At 62.4% G+C, this 24,314-nt stretch carries 19 protein-coding genes; 11 read left to right on the forward strand and 8 right to left on the reverse strand.

The features are described from left to right. Nucleotides 1-86: 86 nt before the first annotated feature. From purL to QWZ03_RS00740, 3 genes are all read left to right on the forward strand, one after another. Nucleotides 87-4,043 carry a phosphoribosylformylglycinamidine synthase gene (gene purL / locus QWZ03_RS00730; protein ID WP_290330970.1) on the forward strand — a complete coding sequence of 1,319 codons (3,957 nt, stop codon included), beginning with the start codon at nt 87-89 and terminating at the stop codon, nt 4,041-4,043. An 18-nt stretch (nt 4,044-4,061) separates the two neighbouring features. Next, entirely contained in the window at nt 4,062-4,586 is a 525-nt protein-coding gene (locus tag QWZ03_RS00735; RefSeq protein ID WP_290330971.1) for a retropepsin-like aspartic protease family protein, read from the forward strand. Between the two features lie 136 nt (nt 4,587-4,722). Next, nucleotides 4,723-5,379 (forward strand): hypothetical protein, encoded by a 657-nt coding sequence (locus QWZ03_RS00740; protein ID WP_290330972.1) that lies wholly within the window; start codon nt 4,723-4,725, stop codon nt 5,377-5,379. A 199-nt stretch (nt 5,380-5,578) separates the two neighbouring features. On the opposite strand, the gene QWZ03_RS00745 is transcribed toward QWZ03_RS00740, so the two are convergent. Continuing rightward, the gene (locus tag QWZ03_RS00745) at nt 5,579-5,899 is read right to left on the reverse strand and encodes a hypothetical protein (RefSeq protein WP_290330973.1); all 321 of its coding nucleotides are present in this window, start codon (nt 5,897-5,899) and stop codon (nt 5,579-5,581) included. Nucleotides 5,900-6,017: 118 nt separating this feature from the next. Between QWZ03_RS00745 and recQ the strand changes: the two genes are divergently transcribed. The 3 genes from recQ to QWZ03_RS00760 all read left to right on the forward strand — a co-directional run bounded on the left by recQ (nt 6,018) and on the right by QWZ03_RS00760 (nt 9,855). After that, nucleotides 6,018-7,823, forward strand: a complete 1,806-nt coding sequence (gene recQ, locus QWZ03_RS00750; protein WP_290330974.1) for a DNA helicase RecQ — start codon at nt 6,018-6,020, stop codon at nt 7,821-7,823. Between the two features lie 239 nt (nt 7,824-8,062). After that, complete coding sequence (locus tag QWZ03_RS00755) at nt 8,063-8,539, forward strand: pyridoxamine 5'-phosphate oxidase family protein (RefSeq protein WP_290330975.1); 477 nt, start codon at nt 8,063-8,065, stop codon at nt 8,537-8,539. Continuing rightward, the gene (locus tag QWZ03_RS00760) at nt 8,536-9,855 is read left to right on the forward strand and encodes a GAF domain-containing protein (RefSeq protein WP_290330976.1); all 1,320 of its coding nucleotides are present in this window, start codon (nt 8,536-8,538) and stop codon (nt 9,853-9,855) included. The genes QWZ03_RS00755 and QWZ03_RS00760 overlap by 4 nt, the downstream gene beginning before the upstream one ends. Nucleotides 9,856-9,983: 128 nt before the next feature. Here QWZ03_RS00760 and QWZ03_RS00765 read toward each other — a convergent pair whose 3' ends face one another. The 4 genes from QWZ03_RS00765 to QWZ03_RS00780 all read right to left on the reverse strand — a co-directional run bounded on the left by QWZ03_RS00765 (nt 9,984) and on the right by QWZ03_RS00780 (nt 13,482). Further along, nucleotides 9,984-10,358 carry a hypothetical protein gene (locus tag QWZ03_RS00765; RefSeq protein WP_284197793.1) on the reverse strand — a complete coding sequence of 125 codons (375 nt, stop codon included), beginning with the start codon at nt 10,356-10,358 and terminating at the stop codon, nt 9,984-9,986. A gap of 135 nt (nt 10,359-10,493) precedes the next feature. Continuing rightward, the gene (locus QWZ03_RS00770) at nt 10,494-11,174 is read right to left on the reverse strand and encodes a hemerythrin domain-containing protein (RefSeq protein WP_290330977.1); all 681 of its coding nucleotides are present in this window, start codon (nt 11,172-11,174) and stop codon (nt 10,494-10,496) included. A 181-nt stretch (nt 11,175-11,355) separates the two neighbouring features. After that, entirely contained in the window at nt 11,356-12,702 is a 1,347-nt protein-coding gene (locus QWZ03_RS00775; RefSeq protein WP_290330978.1) for a hypothetical protein, read from the reverse strand. A gap of 84 nt (nt 12,703-12,786) precedes the next feature. After that, a complete protein-coding gene (locus QWZ03_RS00780) occupies nt 12,787-13,482 on the reverse strand; it encodes a hypothetical protein (RefSeq protein ID WP_290330979.1) in 696 nt (231 codons plus the stop codon). Between the two features lie 308 nt (nt 13,483-13,790). On the opposite strand from QWZ03_RS00780, the gene QWZ03_RS00785 reads away from it, so the two are divergent. Beyond that, complete coding sequence (locus QWZ03_RS00785) at nt 13,791-14,579, forward strand: substrate-binding periplasmic protein (RefSeq protein ID WP_290330980.1); 789 nt, start codon at nt 13,791-13,793, stop codon at nt 14,577-14,579. A 58-nt stretch (nt 14,580-14,637) separates the two neighbouring features. Here the strand turns inward: QWZ03_RS00785 and QWZ03_RS00790 are convergent, their stop codons facing one another. Beyond that, on the reverse strand, nt 14,638-15,504 hold the full coding sequence (locus tag QWZ03_RS00790; protein WP_290330981.1) for a DUF4198 domain-containing protein: 867 nt from the start codon (nt 15,502-15,504) through the stop codon (nt 14,638-14,640). A gap of 207 nt (nt 15,505-15,711) precedes the next feature. Between QWZ03_RS00790 and QWZ03_RS00795 the strand changes: the two genes are divergently transcribed. From QWZ03_RS00795 to QWZ03_RS00810, 4 genes are all read left to right on the forward strand, one after another. After that, a complete protein-coding gene (locus QWZ03_RS00795; protein ID WP_290330982.1) occupies nt 15,712-17,289 on the forward strand; it encodes a DUF2271 domain-containing protein in 1,578 nt (525 codons plus the stop codon). 229 nt (nt 17,290-17,518) lie between these two features. Next, nucleotides 17,519-18,136: a PepSY-associated TM helix domain-containing protein gene (locus QWZ03_RS00800; protein ID WP_290330983.1), complete on the forward strand. Its 618-nt coding sequence runs from the start codon at nt 17,519-17,521 to the stop codon at nt 18,134-18,136. A 14-nt stretch (nt 18,137-18,150) separates the two neighbouring features. After that, nucleotides 18,151-19,080: a hypothetical protein gene (locus QWZ03_RS00805; RefSeq protein ID WP_290330984.1), complete on the forward strand. Its 930-nt coding sequence runs from the start codon at nt 18,151-18,153 to the stop codon at nt 19,078-19,080. A 760-nt stretch (nt 19,081-19,840) separates the two neighbouring features. Further along, entirely contained in the window at nt 19,841-22,051 is a 2,211-nt protein-coding gene (locus QWZ03_RS00810; protein ID WP_290330985.1) for a TonB-dependent receptor plug domain-containing protein, read from the forward strand. A 48-nt stretch (nt 22,052-22,099) separates the two neighbouring features. On the opposite strand, the gene QWZ03_RS00815 is transcribed toward QWZ03_RS00810, so the two are convergent. Both QWZ03_RS00815 and QWZ03_RS00820 read right to left on the reverse strand, forming a co-directional pair. Next, on the reverse strand, nt 22,100-23,311 hold the full coding sequence (locus QWZ03_RS00815; RefSeq protein WP_290330986.1) for an AAA family ATPase: 1,212 nt from the start codon (nt 23,309-23,311) through the stop codon (nt 22,100-22,102). Then, nucleotides 23,299-24,168 (reverse strand): RNA ligase family protein, encoded by an 870-nt coding sequence (locus QWZ03_RS00820; protein WP_290330987.1) that lies wholly within the window; start codon nt 24,166-24,168, stop codon nt 23,299-23,301. Before QWZ03_RS00820 ends, QWZ03_RS00815 begins: the two co-directional genes overlap by 13 nt. Nucleotides 24,169-24,314: the final 146 nt, after the last annotated feature.

Consider the following 24,314-nt stretch of genomic DNA (forward strand, 5'->3'; position numbering starts at 1 on the left):
TCTTCTGCCCAACGGCTCCAAGCCGCGCCACTTTTCCGGTAAAATTCGCCGCCTCATCCCCGATCAAACGGACCGGTTCGCTCCTTATGCCCACCCTCCTCAAGCTTCGCGGCGGTATCGCCCTCTCCGCTTTCCGTCTCGAAAAACTGATCAATGGCCTGAAGGACGCCGGCATCACCGGCCTGGCGCCCTATGCCGAGTTCTGGCATTTCGCCGAGCTGAGCGCAGACCTGGACGCCGACGAGGCGCATAAACTGGACCGCATCCTGTCTGATGACAATGCCGCTGACGCCAGCCGCGCCAAGGGCAGCATGGTCCTGATCACCCCCCGACTGGGCACCATATCGCCGTGGTCATCCAAGGCCACCGACATCATCGGCCTGTGCGGCCTGGAAAAAGTCATCCGCATCGAGCGTGGCATGGCGCTGTATGCCGGTCGCGACCTCGGCCCCGCCGAGCTGGCCAAGCTCACCGAACTGGCACATGACCGCATGACCGAAACCGTCTGGCCGGACTTCGACGGCATTGCCGGCCTTTTCCGCCACGTCGAACCCCAACCACTGGCCAGCGTGGACATCCTCGGTGGCGGCCGGCCGGCACTTGAAGCCGCCAACCGCGACATGGGCCTAGCGCTGTCGGCCGATGAGATCGACTACCTGGTAGAAAACTTCCAGAAACTGGGCCGCAATCCGAACGACATCGAGCTGATGATGTTCGCCCAGGCAAACTCCGAGCATTGCCGCCACAAGATATTCAATGCCGACTTCGTCATCGACGGCGAAGCCCAGGCCAAGTCCCTGTTCGGCATGATACGCGACACCCACAAGGCCCACCCGGAAGGCACCGTGGTAGCTTACTCCGACAACTCCTCGGTGATCGAAGGCGCTGGCATCCTGCGTTTCTACCCCCAGCCGGGCAGCCAGGAATATCGCTACAACGCACGCCCCACCCATATCCTGATGAAGGTGGAAACACACAACCACCCCACCGCCATCTCCCCCTTCGCTGGCGCCTCCACCGGTGCCGGCGGCGAGATACGCGACGAGGGCGCCACCGGTCGTGGCTCCCGCCCCAAGGCAGGGTTGACCGGCTTCACCGTGTCCAACCTCAATATCCCCGGGTTCAAGCAACCCTGGGAAGTGCACTCCGACACCCAGCTCGAATATGGCAAGCCCGCCCGCATCGTCTCTGCCCTGCAGATCATGCTGGACGGACCTATCGGCGGTGCGGCCTTCAATAACGAGTTCGGCCGCCCCAACCTCACCGGCTACTTCCGTACCTACGAAGAAAGCCACCTGGGTGAGATGCGCGGCTACCACAAGCCCATCATGATCGCTGGCGGCCTGGGCAATATCGACGGCGATCATGTCGGCAAGCACGATATCCCAGCCGGCGCCCTCATCATCGTGCTGGGTGGCCCTGGCATGCTCATCGGCCTCGGTGGCGGCGCCGCCTCCTCCATGGATACCGGTGCCAACGCAGCCGACCTGGACTTCGATTCTGTACAGCGTGGCAACCCCGAAATCGAGCGCCGCGCCCAGGAGGTCATCGACCGCTGCTGGCAGCTCGGCGACAAGAACCCCATCCTCAGCATTCACGATGTGGGCGCAGGCGGCCTGTCCAATGCCCTGCCCGAGCTGGTACATGGCTCGGATCGCGGCGCCCAGTTCAAGCTGCGCGATATCCATATCGAAGAAAGGGGCATGTCCCCGCTGCAGATCTGGTGCAACGAATCGCAGGAGCGGTACGTCCTGGCCATTGCAGCAGCCGACCTGCCCGCCTTCAAGGCCATGGCCGACCGCGAGCGCTGCCCCTTCGCCGTGGTGGGAACCGCCACCCTGGAAAAGCAGCTGGAACTGGCCGACAGCCACTTCGGCAACAAGCCGGTCGACATGCCGATGGACGTGCTGCTGGGCAAGCCGCCCAAGATGACGCGCGATGTACAGCGGCTCAACCCCGACCTGCCCATGTTCGACTCCAGCGGCCTGGACCTGCACGATGCCACCTACCGTGTGTTGCGCTTGCCTGCCGTCGCCGACAAGAGCTTCCTGATCACCATAGGCGACCGTTCGGTCGGTGGCATGACCGCCCGTGACCAGATGGTCGGCCCCTGGCAAGTACCGGTGGCCGATGTGGCCGTGACCACCATGGGTTACGAGACCTGCCTGGGTGAAGCCATGTCCATGGGCGAGCGTACCCCGCTGGCACTGATCTCGGCCCCCGCATCGGGCCGCATGGCGCTGGGTGAAGCCATCACCAATCTGGCAGCCGCACCGGTGGCCAAGCTGGGCGACGTCAAGCTGTCGGCCAACTGGATGGCCGCCGCCGGCCACCCCGGTGAGGATGCCCGCCTGTATGACACCGTCGAGGCCGTACGTGATCTCAGCATCGCCCTGGGTGTCAGCATACCGGTGGGCAAGGACAGTCTGTCCATGAAGACCGTATGGCAGGACAAGGGCGAGAACAAGGCCGTGGTTGCGCCACTGTCGCTGATCGTCTCCGCCTTTGCCCCAGTCAGTGACGTACGCCGCACGCTAACCCCGCAGCTGAAAACCGATCAGGGCGATACCGACCTGATCCTGATCGACCTTGGCAACGGCAAGTGCCGCCTGTCCGGCTCTGCCCTGGCCCAGGTCTACAAACAGGTAGGCAACCACGCACCAGACCTGGAAGACCCGCAGGCCCTGGCCGCCTTCTTTGGGGTAGTCCAGCAACTCAATGCCCAGGGCAAGCTGCTGGCCTACCACGACCGTGGTGATGGCGGCCTGCTGGCCACGGTGGCCGAGATGATGTTTGCCGGCCATGTCGGTGTGACGCTGGATGTGGACGAGTTGTGCATAGAGCGCCGCCGCAACGAGCGTGAATACGGCGAGATCAACCCCGAATCGGTGGCACGTGCCGAGAACGGCCGCCTGATGGGCGTGCTATTCAACGAGGAACTGGGCGCCGTGCTGCAGGTACGCCGCAGCGACACCCACGCTGTCATGGCGGCCTTCTTTGCCGTGGGCATCCGTAGCCAGCTGCACGTGATCGGTTCGCCCAACGACGACGACAAGCTCAAGATCAAGAAGCGCAATCGCCTGGTGTTCAGCGAAAGCCGTGCCGATCTGCACAAGGCCTGGTCGCAGACCAGCTGGCAGTTGCAGCGCCTGCGCGACAACCCGGCCTGTGCAGACAGCGAGTACGCCCGCCTGGACGACAAGCATGCCCGTGGCCTCTACGCCGACCTGAATTTCGATCCCAGCGAGGATGTGGCCGCACCCTATATCGCCAAGGGCATCAAGCCACGCATCGCCATCCTGCGCGAGCAAGGCGTCAACGGCCATCTCGAAATGGCTGCCGCATTCGACCGCGCCGGCTTTACAGCGCTGGATGTGCATATGTCCGACATCCTCAGCGGCCGGCTCTCGCTCCAGGATTTCCAGGGCTTTGCCGCCTGCGGTGGCTTCAGCTACGGCGATGTGCTGGGCGCGGGCGAAGGCTGGGCCAAGTCCATCCTGTTCAACAGCCTGGGCCGCGAAGAGTTCAGCCGCTTCTTCGGACGCAGCGACACCTTTGCCCTGGGCGTCTGCAATGGCTGCCAGATGATGTCCAACCTGGCCGAGATAATCCCCGGTGCGCAGGATTGGCCCAAGTTCCGTCGCAATGCATCCGAGCAGTTCGAGGCACGGCTGGTCATGGCCGAAGTCGCTAAGAGCCCCAGCCTGTTCTTTGAGGGCATGCAGGGTGCACGCATGCCGGTCGTGGTCTCGCATGGCGAAGGCCGGGCCGTATTCGCCGAAGCCAGCCAGCGCAAGCAGGTCATCACCGCGCTGCGCTACGTCGATGATCGTGGCCAGGCCACCGAGACCTACCCGCAAAACCCCAATGGATCGCCCGACGGCATTGCCGGCGTCACCACCGGCGACGGCCGTTTCAGCATCATGATGCCGCACCCCGAGCGTACCTTCCGCACGGCGACGCTCAGCTGGCATCCGGAAAGCTGGGGCGAGGATAGCGGCTGGATGCGCATGTTCCGCAATGCCCGCAAGTGGCTGGGCTGATAGGCGGATGGCGCGCGCATGCTAAGCCGGCAATGGTGGCAGCACTGGGGGCCTAATATCGGGCTCTGGCTGCTTGTCCTGGCCATGCTGTTTCTTGGCATGCGCAGCCTGCTTGAGCAGCAAGAGGTGCCTAACCGCATCAGCAACCTGTCGGGCAGAGTGCTGGAACTGCAGCGCGCCCGCGACGGCCACTATCGGCTGGAAGGCCAGATCAACGGCCAGGTCGTCAAACTGATGCTGGATACCGGCGCCACCGGCGTGGCCATGGACATGCGCCTGGCCCAGAAGCTGGGCCTGCAGCCTGGGCGCGCCATTGCCATTTCCACCGCCAATGGCGAGGTGGAGGGCTACCTCACCCGCATCGCCGAACTGCGGTTGGGAGACATCATCCTGCGCGACATCCCCGCCAATATGAGCCCCAACTTTGGCGACCCGGATGAGGTACTGCTGGGCATGAGCGCCCTCAAGCACCTGGCAGTCACCATGCAGGGGGATCGTATGCAGATCAGCGTACCAGAACAGACACAGAGCCCGTCCGAATAATCCACTGTCGCAAAAAAACCGAACCGTTCGCATTACCCCCTAACAGCCCGTCATCACGGGCTGTTTTTTATATATCCTGAGGAACCCACACCACGCATCCTGCTCTGATCGTTACGCCAACCTAGCCCAGGACACCATGAAATCCCTACTCGCCCTGCTTAGCCTGCTGTTTGCCGCCAACGCCGCCGCCAATCCCGCGCAGGATGCCCTGGCCGAACTGAAAAAACACGATAGCTATCAGTGGCATTACCGCGTGCAGGAGTCGGGGGATAGCAATCGTCTGATACGGCATGACCCGGACAACGTCGGCAAGGAATGGCTGCTGGAGCTGATAGACGGCAAGCCCGCCACGGCCGAGCAACAGGCCAGCTATCAGGAGCGCCGCAAGAAGAACAGCCGCACCCTGCGCTTTCGCGACCTGGTTGATGCCGCCTCGTTGACGCCGCTGGATGCTGGCCCCAAGCCGCTGCGCTATCGCTTCAATGTCAAACCCAATGACAGCCTCACCGAGGTCGACCCCGAGCTACTGGCAGGCACCTTGACCCTGGCACCGACCGGCGAAATAGCCAGCATCCTGCTCTACAACCCCGAGCCGTTCCGGGCCAAGCTGGTCGCCAAAATAGAGAAATTCAGTATACAGGTGGATTTCAGCCGCCACGCCAGCGGCGCCCTGCTACCTGCCCGCGCCCAGACCATACTGCAAGGCAATATAGGTGGGGTGAAGGAGCTGAAGCAGAACCTGATACAGACCTACAGCGATTACCGGCCGAGCAAACAGCTGGCCAGCCGTTGATAGCCTGTCATGGATGCAGGTCGTCGATGGTTGATGACGAACAGATCAGACGCCAGGGAGACCCTGGCGCTAAAGATGAAGGCAGCCTGATACATGGGGCTCTACCCTGATTTACCCCACTCCCCCCGCCCGCGCCGCCGCGCGGGGGCCTCGCTGAGGCTCGTTATCCCGTTGAACTGACTCCAGCGCCTGGCATGAACTAGCCGGTCAGCGTGGCGTAGAGCACCATGCCACCGATCACCAAGGCAAAGGCCAGTACTACCACCATCAGCCCCAACACACCCCGCTGCCATCCCTCCAGGCTGTCCCATGCCTCGGCAGCCTTGGTAAAAGGCAGGCCGCTCACCAGTTCAAACAAACCAACCAGTGCAAATGCACCAGGGGCGCCCATGGCTATCAAGGCAATGGGGCCGGCATGGCTGCTGCCCAAGGATTTGTGCTGCAGCACGGCATAAAAGACACCCGCAAAAGCCAATCCACTACCGGCCAGCTTCGCTCCACCGCGCTGACGTATCGACATGCCGCCCTCCCTCCGATTGAACTGCCCAGTATTGTCACCAGAATCAAACCGGTACGACAACAGGGAATGTAAGTCAGGCAACCGGTATAATCGACGCTTGCCTCCATCTGTCAGTGCCGTGTCCGCCTCTTCTGCCCTTTCCCTGCTGCAAACCATCTTCGGCTACGACCGCTTCCGTGGCCGCCAGGCCGAGATTGTCGAGCATGTTGCCCAAGGCGGCGATGCGCTGGTACTGATGCCTACCGGCGGCGGCAAGTCGCTGTGCTATCAGATTCCCGCGCTGATGCGCCCCGGCTGCGCCGTGGTGGTCTCCCCCCTGATCGCACTGATGCAGGATCAGGTCGAGGGCCTGCACCAGTTGGGGGTGGAAGCCGCCTTCCTGAATTCCACCCTGGACAACAATGCCGCCCGTGAGGTGGAGCAACGCTATCTGCGCGGCGAACTCAAGCTACTTTATGTCGCACCCGAGCGCCTGCTGACTCCCCGATTCCTGGCCTTGCTGGAGCATACGCCAGCCGCACTGTTTGCCATTGACGAGGCGCACTGCGTCAGCCAGTGGGGCCACGATTTCCGACCTGAGTACATCGGCCTCTCGCTGCTGCACGAGCGCTATCCGGCTGTACCGCGCATTGCCCTGACTGCCACGGCCGATGCGGCTACCCGGCGTGAGATCGTGCAAAGGCTGGCACTGGAAGATGCCGCCCAGTTCGTCTCCAGTTTCGACCGCCCGAATATCCGCTATCGCATTGTCGAAAAGGACAATGCCCGCAAGCAACTACTGGCCTTTATCGAACGCGAGCACGATGGCGATGCCGGTATTGTCTACTGCCTTTCGCGCAAACGGGTAGAGGAGACGGCCCAGTTCCTCTGCGCCAACGGCATCACCGCCCTGCCCTACCATGCCGGCATGAATGCCGAGCTGCGCGCCCGCAACCAGACGCGCTTCCTGCGTGAGGAAGGTATCGTCATGGTGGCCACCATTGCCTTTGGCATGGGCATAGACAAGCCGGATGTACGCTTCGTTGCCCATATCGACTTGCCCAAGAGCCTGGAAGGCTACTACCAGGAAACCGGTCGTGCCGGCCGCGACGGCCTGCCCTCCAGCGCCTGGCTGGCCTATGGCTTGAACGATGTGATGCAGCTGAAGGAAATGATAGAAAGTGGCCAGGCACCCGAAGCGCAAAAGCAGGTTGAGCGGCAAAAGCTCAATGCCATGCTGGGCCTGGCCGAGACTGTTGCCTGCCGGCGCCAGGTCATACTGGCCTATTTTGGCGAGCAATCCGCCGACTGCGGCAACTGCGACAACTGCCTGAACCCACCCACCACCTGGGATGCCACCGAAGCCGCCCGCAAGGCGCTCAGCTGCGTGTTCCGTACCGGTCAACGCTTCGGCGCGGGCCATGTGATCGACGTGCTACTGGGCAAGGCCACCGACAAGGTCAAGCAGCACTTCCATGACCGCGTCACCACCTTTGGCATAGGCACCGACATGCCCGAGGCTGGCTGGCGCTCGGTCCTGCGCCAGTTGCTGGCAGCAGGCTACCTGCAGACCGAACCCGAATTCGGCGGCCTGCAGCTGACCGACACCGCCCGGCCCTTGCTGCGCGGCGAGCAGGCATTGCGGCTACGCGGCCTGCCAGATAAGAAGCGTGACAAGACCGAGCGCGACAAGAAACGCAGTGCCGCCAGCCAGGACATTGCCCCGCAGGATGAAGCGCTGTGGCAGCGGTTGCGACAGAAGCGGCGCGAGCTGGCCGACGAGCAAAGCGTACCGGCCTACCTGATCTTTACCGACGCCACCCTCAAAGCCATGCTGGATGCCAAGCCCGGCACCCTGGCCGACATGGCCCACATCTCCGGTGTAGGCGCGCAAAAGCTGGAGCGTTACGGTCTCGCCTTTCTTGAAGCACTGCACGCCGAATGACCCCGTAGTGCTTGTCGCGTTTTTGCCGCAGGGAGGTCATCCGGCAAGGACCGCGCACCTGCGCTCACATACCTCGCCAGTACCGCCATGCTGGGTATAGTTGACGACAGCAAGCCAGATGCGCCGACCGTATGGGCTGGTTTTTCCGGCTGGCGGATCGTGCGCACCGCCAACTGTCATAGGCGGAATATACATTAGCGGTTTCGCTGCAAGCCCGCCCCCGCTATCATCCGCACGCCATGTCTGCCCACGCTACGCTCACCGACGAACTGATCGCCTTCCTGCAAGGCGGCCGCCTGCTTGCCCTGGCATCCTGCGACGCCTTCCTCTCGCCCACCATCGCACCTGCGTTGGCCTGCCTGGTCGCGGCCGACAAATGCACCGTGACAGTGCTGTTGTCGCGCAAACAGGCCGGCCGCTTGCTGGCTGATATTGCTGGCAACCCACATATCGCCTTGCTGGCCAGCCAGCCGGGGCAACCACAAAAGCTGCAACTGAAGGGCCGCGATGCCCAGGAAGTCGCCCTGCCGGACAACGCCCAAGCCTGTATAGAAGCGCAGCGGGAGGCAGTAGCCGCGGAGCTGCTGCCGCTAGGCTTCGGCACCCGTTACAGCTATGCCTTGTGCGACGATCAGCAAGATCTGGTTGGCGTGCGCTTCACCCTGGCGGAGCTGATACGCCCACTGGCCGGCATGCTGCAAAGGAGCGCAGCATGAGCCGGCTCGACGCAGAACAGGTACGTGCCTGCCTGGAAGGCAGCCTACCCGCCCAACTGGCCACCAGCTCGGCCACGGGCGTGCCCGATATCTGTGAGCTGGCGCAATTGCACTTTGTTGACGCCTACCATATCGCCCTACCTTATTGCTATACCACCACGCTACGCGAAAACCTGCTGGGTAATCCGCGCGCTGCCGCCACCGTGGTGCATCCCGATACCGCAGCACGCTACCGGCTGGCCATCGAATACCTGCGTACCGAGTCGGACGGTCCGGTCTATACCGCCATGCAGGCGCGGCTCAATGGCGTGGCCCAAGGCGTGCCCCTGCTGGGTGCCGACATCTGCCGGGTGCTCACGGTTGAAGCCCTGCCCGGTCCGCAATTGCCGCTGCCGCCCGCCCCCTGCAATCGCCTGGCGGCAGTACGGCTGCTGTCGCAGAAACTGGCCGCTGCCGATGAACTCTCGCAGGCGTTCGATCTGGTGCTGAACAGCCTGGCCGAACTGATGGGCATGGATCACGCACTGGTGCTCTGCGTGGATGAATCGGGCCGCTGGCTGTATACCGTGGCCAGCCGAGGCTACGCCCAGTCTGGCGTGGGATCGGAAGTGGAGATAGGCCGTGGCATGATAGGCAGCGTTGCCCAGTTGCGCATGCCCATACGGATCAGTGGCCTGGCCAACGATTACAATCTGCCGGCACTACAGCGCATGCCCCCCTTGCTGGGCATGGAAATCCCCATCCCCGCCCTGCATCACCCACACAGCCGCCTGGCCGTACCGATAGAGGCCGGTAGCTGGCTGGCGGGCGTACTGTATGTGGAAAGCGCCGAATCGCGCCGTTTCGATTTCGAAGACGAAGACGCCCTGGTCGCCATCGCCCAGCAACTGGGCCTAGCCATGCGCTGGCTTACGCGGCCCACCGAGATCGCCGAGCCCCTCCCCGAGCCGCCTCGCAGTGCGCCGGTTGCCATTGGTCCCACGGTCACCATACGGTATTTTGGTGCCACCCAAAGCGTCTTCCTGGACGATGACTACCTGATCAAGGGGGTGGCGGGCGCCGTGCTTTGGCTGCTGCTCAACGATCACCAGCGCGAGGGTCGCAGTGAATCCAGCAACCGTGCCCTTCGCTTGGACCCACGCCTGCGCCTGCCCGACTTCGACGACAATCTGGAAACCCGCCTGCTGCTGCTGCAGCGTCGGCTGGCAGAGCGTTGCGACTGGCTGGGCCTGGAAAAACTCGGCCGCGGCCGTTTCCGCCTGCGACTGGAACGACCGGTGCGCCTGGTAGACGGAGAAGTGACCAGCGACGCCTGAAAACCTGTTCAAGATGTGAGCGCCGGTTGTGGATGCCTACGGTTGAGCGACAGGGTCACGCGTACCGGCACAGGTAGCACTGACGTCCAACGCCAGGCTTGCCCTGGCGGCCCCGCACCGCGCGCGCACTACCCCCGGTGCCGCAGCACATTGAATACAAACAGCACCACCGCCAGCAACACCATGACGCTACCGATGGCAATCACCGGCTGAGCCGCGCCTTGGCCCCGAGCAAACAAAGCCAGGGCCACCAGCATCAAGGGTGTGCCGCTGTTGTAGAGCCAGAAATGCACATGTGCCATGCGGCTTTGCCCTGCATGGGGAAAGAAATGGTAGACCAGCCCTGTCAGCGTCAACGACACCCAACCCAGCAGATGGACATGGGTATGGACAGAGCGCAGGGCGTAATCCTGGCTTACTCCCATCTGTACCCCCAGGAAGATAGCTACCAGAAAGTAGACCAGCGCCAGGTAGACCCAGGTTTTGGCATGTGCGTGCATCACGATCGGTCCCTACAAAAGGCAGACAAAAAAATAGGCCGCAGTTGCGGCCATAAAAAACCAACCCGGTTTCTCGGCTTACGCCGGATTGGTGTTCCGCCTCGACAGGGGAGCGAGGCAGAATACGGAGCAATCGGCTCAGTTGTTGCTCAGCGCCACCGTCAGGCGGCCCCAGTCCTTGGGGGGCAACAGGGCGCGCAGCATGGCCAGCACGCCATCAAACACTTCAGCAGGGGCGCCATGCCGCAGCATTTCGCCCAGCATCAGGGCACGCTCATCGGGGGCTAGGTTGGGTACTGTCCAGCGCAGCAGGGGCAACATGCGGTCAGCCGGAACCGCCGCCATCACCTCACGCTCCAGTGCCACAATCTCGGCGTCGCTATGGGTTTCCCACAGCACCCGGTTGTTCACGCTTTCCTCAATCGCCATATGTTCAAAGTTGTCCGCCACGAACATGGCCAACTCGCGGTACAACCACTCGCCTGCACTCTCCAGGTTGTAGTTGTTGGCCGACTCCACTGTGGTCGCCACATCGTAAAGCTGCTCAATGGCATGCATATGGGCTGCAAAGTTGACTTGAGCCTGGCGGGTTGAACCCGGCTGGCGCGATTCCATGGCGGTATGGATCAGGGCATTTTCCTGTTCCAGATGGGCCGAGCAGACACCCAGCAACTCGCGCACCGCCATCAGGCTGGCACTGCGGTTGGCGATATCGCGCCAGTCGGTACGGCCAACCTCGAGCAACACATGGCTCAGGTAAGCGCGCAGCCCCTTGTGCATCAGGGCATAGATGTCGTAACGGCGATAATTGGCTTGCATGCTCTGTTCTCCCATCCCGGCTTAGGTGCCGAGTAAGTGAGATGAAGTGTGCATGCTGGGCGTCTAGCGCTTTGCTAAATCGCCGCTAATTAAGGCTTAAGAATTCCCTAAGAGCCTAACTTGAATACAGGTCATTGCTGGGGCCAAAGGGGCTGGGCATGCGCCGGGGCCTACACCCCAGTCAAGCCATGCAGTCCCCACTCTGCCGAGCCTGTAACGGTGGCGCCTGGCCAGGCAGCGCCATCGCATAGTGCAGTGACAGCAGCTGCCAGCCTTGCGGCCCCAGCTGCCACTGGCTGCTGTTGACCCCCACGCCATCTGCTTGCACCTGATCTGCGCGGCGTCGGCTTTCAACCACGCTATAGACTTCGGCATGGGCGCCATAGCGGCGAATCTCGCGGTGTACCTCGCACTCATAGAGTGCCTCTAGGGCAGGCGTTTTCAGCATGGCCAGAAACTCGCTGCCAGACCAGGCCTTGATATCAAGGTTGGCCGTGCGCAGGCTCTGCCCCCAGACTTGGGCCTGCGGGTGCAGCAATGAGCCCAGCAGCCCGATATCAGATGCCTCGCCCGCCTTGTGGCTGATCGCCCGCCACAAGGCGCTGTGCTTTTGCTCCAGCTCCAACTGGCTATGTGCCTCGACTTGCGGGCCTAGCGCCTTGAGCAGAGCGGGCCAGCTAACCCGATAGAGCTGCGACAAGCCGGCAGCTTGCGTACCCGGTCGGGTAGAGGCAAACATCAGCCACTGGCCATCGCTGCTGACAGAGGGGGTGAATTCAAAGCCTGGGCCATTGATCGGCTCAGGCAGGCGGATAGCAGGCCCAAAGCCCGCACCGACACGCTCAGCCATGAAAATATCCGCATCACCACGGTTAGCGCCGGCATGGCGGTCACTCCACCACAATGCATAGCGGCCATCAGGCGTCAGCGTAAAATCACTGTTGGATGGCCCCTCGTTCACAGGTGCCGGGAGTGCAAGCGGGGCGCCATAGCCACCATCGGCCAGCCTATCACTACGGTATACCGACAGTTTGCCCGGGCCGGCTGGACGGTAGGAGGCAAAATACAGCCTATCGCCATAGCGCTCCGGCCCCAGCTCATAAGCCTTGCTTTGCAGCGACTCGCTCAGGCGCTGTGGCACACTCCATTGCCCCTCGGACAAGGTCGATTCATACAGGTCCAACTGCCCCAGGGCTTGCTCCCCCGCCGCTGGTCGGTCAGAGATAAAGGTCAGCGTCTTGCCACTGCCGCCCAGATGCGGGTCTGAATCACGCCAACGGGCATCAGTAAACGGCATGGGCAGGGGCGCTTGCCACTGCCCATCGACCCGCTGCTGCCAAAATAGCCTGGATTGCTTGAAGCCCGCCGCAGAGCGCGCAAAAACGCGCACATCGCGCAGCTCCTGCAAGTTATAGCTTTGTGTAGCCGGGTCGCTCGGCCCCAGTTGCATGAGTTCCACAGGTAGTGCAGCAGCCTGTGCCCATCCGCAAAGGCTCAGCAGCAAGGCCCGCGTCAAGCTTGATTGCATATTAGATGCCTCCACATAGGCGGGTTTTGACAGGGCTAGACCGCGTAAGACACGCGAAACAGGCGCGGTTTCCGGCAGTTGCAATCAGTAATACACCTGCAGCTCGGTTCGCCCCTCAACGATCCAGCTCATCAGCGCCACCTTCTGGTGCCCGTAGCCTTTCTGCACACGTGACAGGCACTGCATGGCCGTATGGAACTGCCCCAGCTCCCGATTGATCTCGGCCGCCAGCAATTGCTGCAGTTCTCCGCCTATCACCAGCAGGCTCAACAAGCGCTGGGCATTGATCAGGAACAAGGGCTCTATGCGCAACCATTCACGGCCAGGCTCGGCCCGCCGCAAGTCGTTGTGGTGGCGCCATTGCTGCAGGCGTAGGTCCATTTCATCGTCGGGAACACCCTCTGCCATGGTGGCCAGCGCCGCTTCGACCTGGTCCGCCGGCAGCTCTTCGGCCAGCGGCGCCGCCATAAAGCGCTCCAGCTGTGCCAGCTCCCGCGCCTTGCCAAATCGCGGTAGCAGCCGCCAGCCATCGTTCACCTTGAAATCCAGTGCCTCTATGCTCGAAGGCAGCACGCCCACCTCGACAGCGTCGCGGCGCCGGAACAGCTCCCGGCAGACAGGGCAGGCAACGATGTCCACGGGGGTGGACCAGAAGGCGTGCCGCACGCGCAGGTCAGACCAGACCTCCGCCGACTGCCTTACTGCCAGATCCAAAGCTTGGCAGCGCAGCCAGGCACGGCAATGCGTACACGCAACAACCTTGGTGGAACCAGGCCGCATTTTTCCCCCTGAAACTGTTTTTATGGTGGCCTGCAATAAGGCACTGGCACAGCCTTGCCATCTCACTCTACGACGCACACCGTGGTGTGCCCCCTACCGATTGATGACAGCCGATAGCGCCATGAAAGAGGCCAATACTAGCCGAATCGCCCGCATCGACCCTCCCCCAAATGGATGAAAGCTCGCGAACTATTGCACGATAGTGCAAGTATCAAATACCCCCCCCCGTATCGACCAGCGGTGCTGCGCTACCCGCCAAGTTCACGCGCAACTTCTATGCTTGCAAAGGGAATAGCCAGGAGGCCCCCATGTCCAAGCTCGCCGTCATCCTGTTGCTGCTGCCGCTGCTTGCCCAGGCCGCGCAGCCCATACGGCTGGCAACCGGTGAATGGCCGCCTTATGCCGGCGCCACCCTGCCTCATGGGGGTCTGGCCGAGCAAATCATCACTAGCGCATTTGCGGCCTCCGGCCAGTCAGTCAGCTATCTGCGCCTGTCCTGGAAGCGCGGCCTGGAGATGGCACGGCAGGGCAAGGCCGACGGTGCCATCCTGTGGAGTTGCCGGGATGAAGCCTCCCAGCCCGATTACCTGGTCAGCCAGCCCGTCATCCGCAGCGAGGTCGTCCTGCTGCGGCGGGTGGGCCGGGTGCTGGATCTGAAACACCCCGACAAAGCACGTGGCTTCCGGCTTGCATACCCCGATATGTATGCCTATGAAGGCATTCCCGCCTATGCCCAGCTGCTGAAGGCCAGCGGTGTCCCGCCCCTGGTATTGAGCAGCGACCAGGCCGGCATACAAGCCCTGCTCAACGACCGCATCGACGCCTACCCGGTAGACCGGCAGGTTGGCCTGTACCTGTTGCGTCAGGCAGCGCCCGCCGTCTGGCAGGACATGGTCACCCAGCTTGCCCAGCCCCTGAGCCAGCACGATCTATGTGTATTGCTGCATCGTCGCCACCCCGACGCCGCCAACTGGCTGGCCGCCTTGAACCGGGGCCTGGCAAGGCTCAGGTCCAGCGGCCAGATTGACCGCTGGCAGGCCGAACTGGCCGCCCCACGTAATACTGCCCCGCCTGGTCATACCAGTACGGGGCAGTAGACACGGTCAGGCAACTGCCAGCGCGGCTGGAAAAGGCGCCAGGCTGGCCTTGCTGCAATCAGCGATTCACTTCGAACGTCAGCGTATAGCTATAGCTGCGGGCGGGCGGCGCCTCGCTGCGGTCGCGCTGCGGTGCCGGATAGTTGGTCAGCAGTACGTACACACCCGGTTTGTCAAAGCTCACCTTGGCACGCCCATTGGCGTCCGTCTTCAGCTCGGCGTATTCCTTCTTCTCGTCATAGAAATTACCGGCGCGGGCAATCTCCACGGCGACATTAGGCAGCGGCTTGCCATCCTCCAGCAGCTCAAACTCAAATCCCTGATCCAGATACAGGTCATTGGGGTGATTAAGCGGGCGTAGTTCAAAACCCTGGCCACTGGGCTTGGTGGTGGCCTCGCTGGGCGCACCCTTGCTGACATACACCTCGGCACGGCTGAGATTACGCACTTCGGTGATCTTGGCATCCTTGGGCACGGCAGCCTCTTCCACAAAGCGCGGCGGACGGGGCGGCTGGGCCGGCGTAGCAGGTGCCGCCGCAGGCGCGGCAGCGGGCGCAGCCGGACGCGGTGTAGCCGCATTGTTGCCCATATTGGCCGGGCGTATCACCCGCCAATTACCCTCAATCAAGGCATAGCGGCTGACTCGGGCATGCTCATCCCCCAGGGTGATCTTGTAGGTCCCTTTCTCGGTTACCGGCGCCTCTATCACGCTGTAATCCTTGAGGGTAGTCACCGTATCCAGCTTCTGGCGGGTGCCCGCAGGGCTGACCGAGTAAAAGCTCGCGCCCCGTATCGGGCCGGTAGGCACAAAAAACACCTCGTTGCCTATGGCGCCCTGTATCGATACATAGTCCCGCTTCACTTCAAAACTGGTCGGCAACAGGTAGGGGCCGCCATGCGCCAACACCGTCGGAGCCGACAGCATCGCCAACACCCCAGCCCAAACTGCCGATTGCCTGATCTGCCCGCCTGCTCGCTTCATCACGATGGTGCCCTTTCCAGATACCCGGTTTGCATTAAATTATGCATGAATGATATTGAAACGAATTCTCATTTGCAAGACAATCACGCCCTGTCGCCATTCCAAATCAGCCCAAGCCAGCGGGCATCGTCCTACAGGGAGAAACCACTCATGCAGCGCACCCCATGGCCTCTACGCCTTTCCTTGGGCAGCAAGCTCCTGGCCGCCGCCGGCCTGCTCCTGCCCCAGGCCAGCCAGGCCGCCTCCCTGCCAGCCATGCCCGCAGCCACCCCCGCCACGGCCAGCCAAACCCAGGTCGCCCCGCATTGGCGCTTTCACCGCGATCACGTACTGGGCACCTCGCTGGATCTGATCACCGTAGGCGGCAACGAGGCCACCGGCCGTGAAGCCCTGGCCGTGGCACAGGCAGAGATAGACAGGCTGGATCGGGTGCTGAGCCGCTACCGCGCCGATAGTGAACTGGCCGCGCTCAACCAGTGCGACCAGATGCAGGTATCCGAAGCCTTGTATGAGGTGGTGGCCGCCTGCGAGCAATGGCGTACCCGTACCCAGGGCGCCTTCAGCGCCCGCCTGGGTGTGGCGCTGGCGCTATGGCAGGATGCCGGCTTCAGCGGCAAGCTCGATACCGACGCCATTGTCCGCGCCGTGGCAGCCGCCGAAGCTGCAGAGGTGAAGCTGAACCCCACCAGCCGCACCATCACGCGCCCCGCTGACGTCGTGTTCGCACCAGATGCCCTGGCCAAGGGCTATATCATTGACCGCGCCCTGCAAGCCGTGCGCAACCAGGTCGAAGGCCTGGATGGCCTGCTGATCGACATCGGCGGCGACATCCGCAGCTGGGGCCGCGCACCCCAGGCCAGCGGCTGGCAACTGGGTGTAGCACAGGCAAACCAGCCACAGGACAACGCCCCACTGGTCGCCACCCTGCAACTGGGCAGCAAGGCCGTCGCCACCAGTGGCCGTGGCCAGCGCGATATTGAGATCAATGGCATGGCCCATGCCCATATCGTCTCCCCACAAACCGGCGCCGCCATCACCGAGGTCAGCAGCGTCACCGTGGTCGCCGACCGCGCCGCCGATGCCGACGCCCTGTCCACCGCCTTTGCTGTCATGCCTGCGGCGCAAAGCCTGGCCCTGGCAGACCGCCTGCCCGGCGTGGCCACCCTGCTGCAACTGGCCGATGGCAGCCAGCTGCAATCCGCCGCTTGGCAAGGCATGTCCGAAGCGCGCAGCAGCCTGGCCCCCCGCTTCATCCACACGGCCGACGCCGCAACTGCCCCATGGCCAGCCGGTTTTACTGCCATCATTGACTACGAAGTCCCCAAGATAGAAGCCGAGAACTACAAGGCCCCCTTCGTCGCCATCTGGATCACCGACCAGAATCGCGCCATCGTTCGCAACCTGACCCACCTGGGCAACCAGGAAAAGTGGATAGATTCCAACTATGTCTGGTGGCGCCGCTATGGCCGCAAGATAGAAAAGCTCGACACCGTCACCAAGCCCACGCGCAAGCCCGGCAAATACTCGCTGGCCTGGGATGGCACGGACGAAGCCGGCCGCAAGGTGGGCCAGGGTAAATACCTGGTACATATCGAGGCGGCGCGCGAACACGGCGGCCATACCTACCAGACCTTCGAAATCGAACTGGGCAGCAAGCCGCTGAGCCTGCCGCAAGCAGCCAAGGACGAACTCGGTGGCGTGGTACTACGCTACGGCAAGTCCGCCTGAATTCCTCAGAGACGCAACCCTGCCTTGCACTGCCAGGTGGCCCCCAACGCCAACCAAGCCAGACGTGCCTGGCAGAAGTCCATGCCAGCTGAGGCCGACATCATCGCCCCCGGCGGCCGCCTTACCCCTTTGCCCCACTCCTGGCGCAAAGGACTTCGGTAAGGTAGCCGCCAGCCCCCTGCTACAAGGCCATGTCCCAAGCTGGCCACTGCTTCCCTTCCCGCCCATCATGACCGACACACCTTCCCGCCCCCGCCTGGACAAAAGCTGGCTCTACCGCCAGTCGCGCATGCTGCATGCCTATCTGTCCGCCTTCGCCTTTATCGCGCTGATGCTGTTCTCACTCTCTGGCCTGTTGCTGAACCACCCGGACTGGTTCAAGGGCAAAGCAGACAGCCAAGAGCACACGCTTACCCTCACACCGGCCGAGTTGGCCGAGGCCCAGCGCAGCGACGACCCAATACGGGCCGCCGCCGCCATCGTGGCCGAACGCCTGCCGCTCAAAGGCGAATACAAAAGCGGCGAACTGATGGATAGCGAAGCCCAGGTGCGCTTCGAAGGCGTCAGCGGCAAATCCGACCTGTTCATCAACCTGCAGGATGGCCAGGTAGAAGCCACCATAGAAGCCGCCACACTGACCACCATGCTGCACGACCTGCACCGCGGCAAGAACAGCGGCGCCGCCTGGAGCTGGGTGATAGACCTGACCGCCATCCTGACGCTGCTGTTTTCGCTGCTGGGCTACGTGCTGTTCTTCAGCCTGCGCTTTCGCCTGGCCACCAGCCTTAAGCTGACGGCGGTGAGTCTGGTGATATTGGGCGGGATTATTGTGGTGTTTGTGCCTTGAGGCAGGCAGCCTATATGATGCTGCCGCTCAGTGACTGGCGCGAAAAATCACAAGGTAGCGGAGCAAAGATGGGACATTATTGGTTTTATGGCATGGTCTGGTTCGGTCTGAGCGCGTGTCTGCCCTTGCAGGCTAGTGGGCAGTCAGTACCGCCACGGCACGAAGGGGTATCGACAGCGACGCCAGTGGTTTTGATTTATGCCGGCCCGCCGGTGTGCCGGGATTGCGAAATGCCGATCCTGCAAATACTGCAGCAGCCCCAAACCCCGGCACTGAAAGCCTTGGCCCCCAAGGCACGCGTGCTGAGAAGCTGGGCGGATATTCCCCAGGCTCTGAAAACCTTGCCGCCGCGCTCGGTGCTGTTGATTCCCGGCACAGATGATGATCTGCGCGCTTGGGCGAGCGGGCCGCAACAGATGAGCCGGCCAACCATCGTAGCTATCCAACGCTGGTTGCGTGCAGGTGGCCGTTATGTCGGCATCTGTGGCGGCGCCATCGTTGCGCAGGCTGAATACGAGGACGGCCTATCCTCCTTTAAGGCGCTAAATATCGCCCCAATCACAGCTGACAATTTCGCTGATGAAGACGCCGTCGAACGGATCGAAAAGGTACGCTGGTTGCCAACAGGGCAAATCATCGGCGCCTACTTCCAGGCAGGATCGGTTTTGCAATTGTTGCCAAGTCAGGAAAGAGTAGAAGTTCTTGGCCACTACCTGCCCTCCACTGGCAAAGTCGCCCATCACGGCGGCATTGCGGCGGCACAGTTTAGTTATGGCCAGGGCAAGGTGTTTATCACTGGCGTACACCTGGAAGCGAAGCACGATTTCTGGGATAAGCCGCCTGCCGATTTTGTGCCACACACAGAGCTGCTAGAAGCGGTTTTGGTGGACTTAATCTCTCAGGGCGGCGCCATTGAGAGAGGTGGTTTGAACGACCCTGACTAAGGGATGGAGGCGCCAACTAGTGTGATAAATGGCAGCCCAGACGGGTAGAGCTAGAAGATCAGCCGCCCAAGAGGCGCCCAAAAGCAACAGCGGCAGGATAGGCTTGAGCACCGCATAGGCATAAGCGCGGTGAATGAGGTGCTCCGCGGGTGTCGTCTGCATCGCCTGTGTGGCTAGGCTTGCCAAAGTGTAGAGGAGAGCCGTCGCTGGCGACCAGGCGCAAGCCACGCCATCCCGGTATCAGCGGATCGGAGCGCCGAATGAGTCTGTCGTTGAGTTGTAGGAGTGCGTCGGCGGACAGTATAGCGCGCCCTTTTCTAACAAGGGCTTGCTCGGAGACGTGGCGTAACAGTGCAGCTTGCGTGAGCCGGTGAAGGCGGGGGGATATTCGGCTTGCCGAGCGCCATCGCGGAAGGCGTCGGAATACAGGTGTGCGGCTAGGTCGAAAAACAGCGCCTGCAGCGAGGCGGGAATCTACAATTACATTATTAATATCAATTATTTAGATTAAATATCTCACCATGAATCTGGCTTAAGTTGGGTGAGTTGCTTCGAGCACCCTCTGGGGGCCTTTCGCCCCGAGCTTTAAGGCAGCTGGAATTTACCTGCGCATCTCCCCTACGCTAGCGATGCGATACGGCGCAATATGCCCCGTATCCCCGGCCACCCACGCAGTTTTTACAAACTGTAACCTTTTGCCCAAGGTAGCCCGCCACGGCTTGAGCGATACTGGCGATGAATTCTCATTCCCATTCGAGCCATGTATACCGCACAGTCCCAGCACGCCAGCTTCGCGCTGCAACTCGCCACCCTGACCCTGGCCTGCCTAGGCGCCTGGGCAGAGGAAACCCCTCGCCCTTCTGCCGCCGCCAATGCCCAGCCCACCCCGGTGGCCGAGGAGATCAAGGTCACCGGCAAGGTCGCCAATGAGGGCGATATTCGTCGCAATCAGCCTGCCAGCAAGATCATCGTCGGCCGTGATGAACTGGATAAATACGGCGACAGCACCGTGGCCGAAGTATTGAAACGCCTGCCTGGTGTCAGTGTCGGCGGCGGGCCGGGCCGTGGTGGTGGCATACGCATGCGCGGCATGAGTGAGGGCTATACCCAGATATTGATCAACGGCGAAGCGGCTGCCCGTGGCTTCTCGTTTGACTCGCTGTCGCCCGATGCCATAGAACGCATCGAGGTCATGCGCGCGCCGACGGCCGAGCACAGTGCCCGCGCCATTGCCGGCACCATCAATATCGTCCTGCGCGAGGACTACAAGGCCAAGCAGCCCAGCCAGCTGCGCATGGCGGTGAGCGAAGAGGATGGCCGCCTGCAGGGCAGGCTGGACGTGCAGTGGGGCGCCCAGGTGGATGCGCTTAACTACAATATCGGCGGTGGCTACAACCGCAACAGCCGCAGCAACGACAGCAGCGGTAGCCGACAGGGCACGGATGGCCGGACAGGACTAGGCTACGACGAGGTCACCGCCAGCCAAAGCAGCGGTAGCGGCTACCACCTGAACTTTTCGCCCAGGCTGACCTGGCGTATCGAGCCGGGCAACACCGTCAGCCTGCAAACCTTTCTGATGCGCAATCAAAGCAGCAGCGACAGCCTCTCTACCATTACCCGGCTGAGCGGCCCGGCGGCCGATTACGCCCGCGCCGAATCCCACGGCGAATCGGAATCAACCATGTTGCGTGGCTTTGGCAACTGGAAGCGCAATCTCAGTGAAGGGGCCAAGCTCGATGTACGCTTCGGCTTCAATAGCAGCCGCTCAGATAGCGAAAACCAGCGGCAGGAGTTCCTGGGCGATGGCAGCCGCAAGGAAATCCGGCTGGACGACAGCGAGATACAGGAAACAGGCTTCAGCACCGGCGGCAAATGGTCACGCCCGCTGGGCGAGGACCATAGCATGGCCATGGGTTGGGATCTGGAACAAAGCCGCCGCGAGGAACACCGGGTAAAGCTGGTCAACGGCCTGCCCGAGGTGGCTGACGCGGGCGACCTGGTGGTGGCCCGCGTACGCAAGCTGGCGGTCTTTGCCCAGGATGAATGGAACCTGGGGCCGCAATGGTCGGCCTATGCCGGCATACGCTGGGAAGGCATCCGCACCGAGAGTGAAGACGCCCTGGGCACCACCAGCAGCAACAGCAGCGTCTGGAGCCCCATGCTGCATGCCGTCTACCGTTTACCCGGCAGCAGCAAGAATCAGTTGCGCGCCAGCCTGACCCGAAGCTACAAGGCGCCCAATACCCGCGATCTGATTACCCGCCCGGTACTGTCGGACGAAGAAAACAGCCGCAGCGACCCCGACCGCGCCGGCAACCCCAACCTGAAGCCGGAACTGGCCTGGGGCCTGGACCTCGCCTATGAACACTACTTCAGCCAAGGCGGGCTGGTCAGTGCCAGCCTGTTCAGCCGTCAGATAGAAGGATTGATACGGCGCGAGACCCAGTTCGAAACGGCGGGCAGTGGCCGCTGGGTATCCCGCCCCCGCAATGTGGGCGAAGCCACCAGCTACGGCATAGAACTGGAGGCCAAGCTGCGGCTGGCCGAGATCATGGGTGATGCCCCCCCCATCGACCTGCGCGCCAACTACAGCCGCTATTGGTCGCGGGTAGACAACATACCCGGCCCTGACAACCGCCTGGATGAGCAGGTGCCGCAGCTGTTCAACCTGGGGCTGGACTACCGCTTCAAGGCCATGCCTCTCACGGTGGGCGCCAGCCTCAACCTGGTGCCGGCCTATACCAACCGCACCGACGTCGATGAATGGCGGGACATCGATGCCAAGCGCCAGGTTGATATCTACGCCCAGTGGCGCTTCAGCCCAGCCGTCCAGCTCCGGCTGGCCGGCAACAACCTGCTGCACCAGGATTACGAGACCCGCAGCCGCCAGACGGGCACAGGTGCAGTGCAGAGCCGCAGCACGACGCCCACCTATACCCAATGGACCATGATGCTGGAACTCAAGTTCTAGCCCGGCAAGCAGCATGGCCCAAGCCCCGGAAGGGAGCTTGGGCCGGCCTCACACCGCCGTCAGGTAACGCACGCTATGCGCCTCGCTGGGCAATACCACCTCCCAGCGGTGCAGCATGCGCAGCAAGCCAGCATTGCTGAGGCTGCTGTCTCGCCGCCGGTTGCGCTCAAGCAGCGTACGCTCGGCTTGCTCCAGATAGATCACCTCTACCGTGGCGCCATAGGCAAACAGCAGGTCCAAGGTCTTGGCTCGCATCTGCCGCGACAGATGGGTGGCATTCCAGACAAAATCGCTGCGCGCACGCAGCAGGGCCTTGGCCTTGTCCACTGCATGATGCACGGCACGCCCATCGTTCTCGCCATATTTCAGGCCCAGCTCTTCCCGCGCATCGTCAAACCCCACCAGCGGCAAATCCTTGCAGTGCTGTGCCAGCCAGGTGCTCTTGCCGGTCGCGGGCAAACCGCACATCACGGTGACCCGCGATCCTGGCTCGCGGTGATAGGCATAGTCCGGATGGACATCGTCGCCATTGAAGTAGCGCATGCGGGTATGGCTGTCGGCAAAGGCCCGTGCCTGGGTGTAGCAACCCTCTTCCCGCGCTAACTCGCGGAACAGCTCGATATACAGCAGCACCTCATCCGCATCGGCGCAGTAGCGGCCGCGCATGTCGGCCTCCGCCAGGGCGGCCAGCTCAGCAATGCAGAGCTCGTGCGACAACTTGCGCACGATGAACTCGGCAGTCTGGCCGGAGCGGCTACCGCGCAAGGCGTAGAACGGTAACTGGTGTACGGCAATCAGTCGGCAAATGGCCTCGCGCAGTGCAAACGGCACGCCGCTGCGCCAGAGCAGGATGCGTGCATCCACCGCTCCCCGGCCCGAGTGCCCCGGCTGCCCTATATGGCCAGTGACAGCATCCACCGTGGTGGTCGCCGGCTTGGCCATATCGTGCAGCAAGGCCGCGTAGAACAACACGAAGCGTCGCTCGGCATCGGCCTGGGCATAGTCCTCGCCGGCACACAATGCCTGCACCACCATGCGGGTATGCGTCCACACATCGCCCTCGCCATGGTAACGAGGGTCTTGCGGGGTGCGGGCCAATGGCAGCAAACAGGGCAAGGCAGCCAATACGGCCTGCCAGTCCGGCTCGGCCCCAGCCTGTGCCACCAGTTGCAGCAGCTCGGCATAAGCCGGCCCACGCAGACTTACAGGCTGCTTGAGTGCGACCAGGTTGTCCGCCTGTATCAAGGTCAGCAAGTCCATACGGCCTCCAGTTGCCCTGCCCAGCCATGGCTTAGTTGGGGCGCGAACAGATCCACACCCGGCGCCAGCCGATTGGCAATATAGGGTTGCTCGGCATGATGGCGGCCCGAGTCCAGTATTGTCTGCACAAAATCGCGGCGTACCCATTTGTAGCGCGCCACGGTGCGCCCATCTTCCTCGACCTTGATGTAAAGCCCTTCTGCCAGATCGGAACGATCGGTCTGCCGCCAGGCCAGTGGCAGATCCAGCCCACCCAGGCGAACGTCGGCCTCGAAGGCCATACGCCAGTCCGCCGTGCGCGCCAGCGAGGGCTGCAGCAAATCCAGCAAGGTATCCAGCCTCCTTGGTGCCTCACCCGCGTACAGCACCGGCACCGGCAGCACAGGCATGCCCGCCAGCAGGGCATGGCGCTCCGCCGTAGCCAGGAAGCACTGCCGGGACCAGTCCCAGATATCAAACTCGCAAAAGTAGTGCGGCAGGCAGTCGTAGAACACTGAATGCTTTTTATGCAGCCACTCGCCGAACATCAGGTAGCGGTCTTCCAGGCCTGCCAGCAAACTTTGCTCGTGGGCTGTCGCCCAGCGCTTATAGAGATTGAATTGGCGTTCACGGCCGCCGCCGCTCAGGTAATGGCCACGGCTTTGCAGCAACAGCTCGCCACCGGCCGAGAAACTCAGGCCGGCATTGCCGCCATCGAGTTTTTCTTCCACCACGATATAGCGGCCCGCCAGCGCACTGTAGGGCACCTGGTCATGGCCTTCATCCCCGGCCTGCAGGCGCGAGCCTTGCAGATGGGGTGTACGGGGGTATTTCAGTAGGTCGAGGTTGCGTACATCGAACAGGGATTGAGTCGTCATGATCGTCTCCGTAACAAGTATCGGAGCCGACGACTGGCGCACAGGGCAATCCACTCAGGCCGGAGCCTGGCAGCGAGTGCGCGGGTTTAGCAGAGGGGAAAGAAGCTTTCCGCAGGCACAGCAGGGCGATTACGCGTAGGCGCCAT

Source organism: Chitinimonas viridis, from assembly GCF_030409555.1.
Lineage (GTDB): Bacteria > Pseudomonadota > Gammaproteobacteria > Burkholderiales > Chitinimonadaceae > Chitinimonas > Chitinimonas viridis.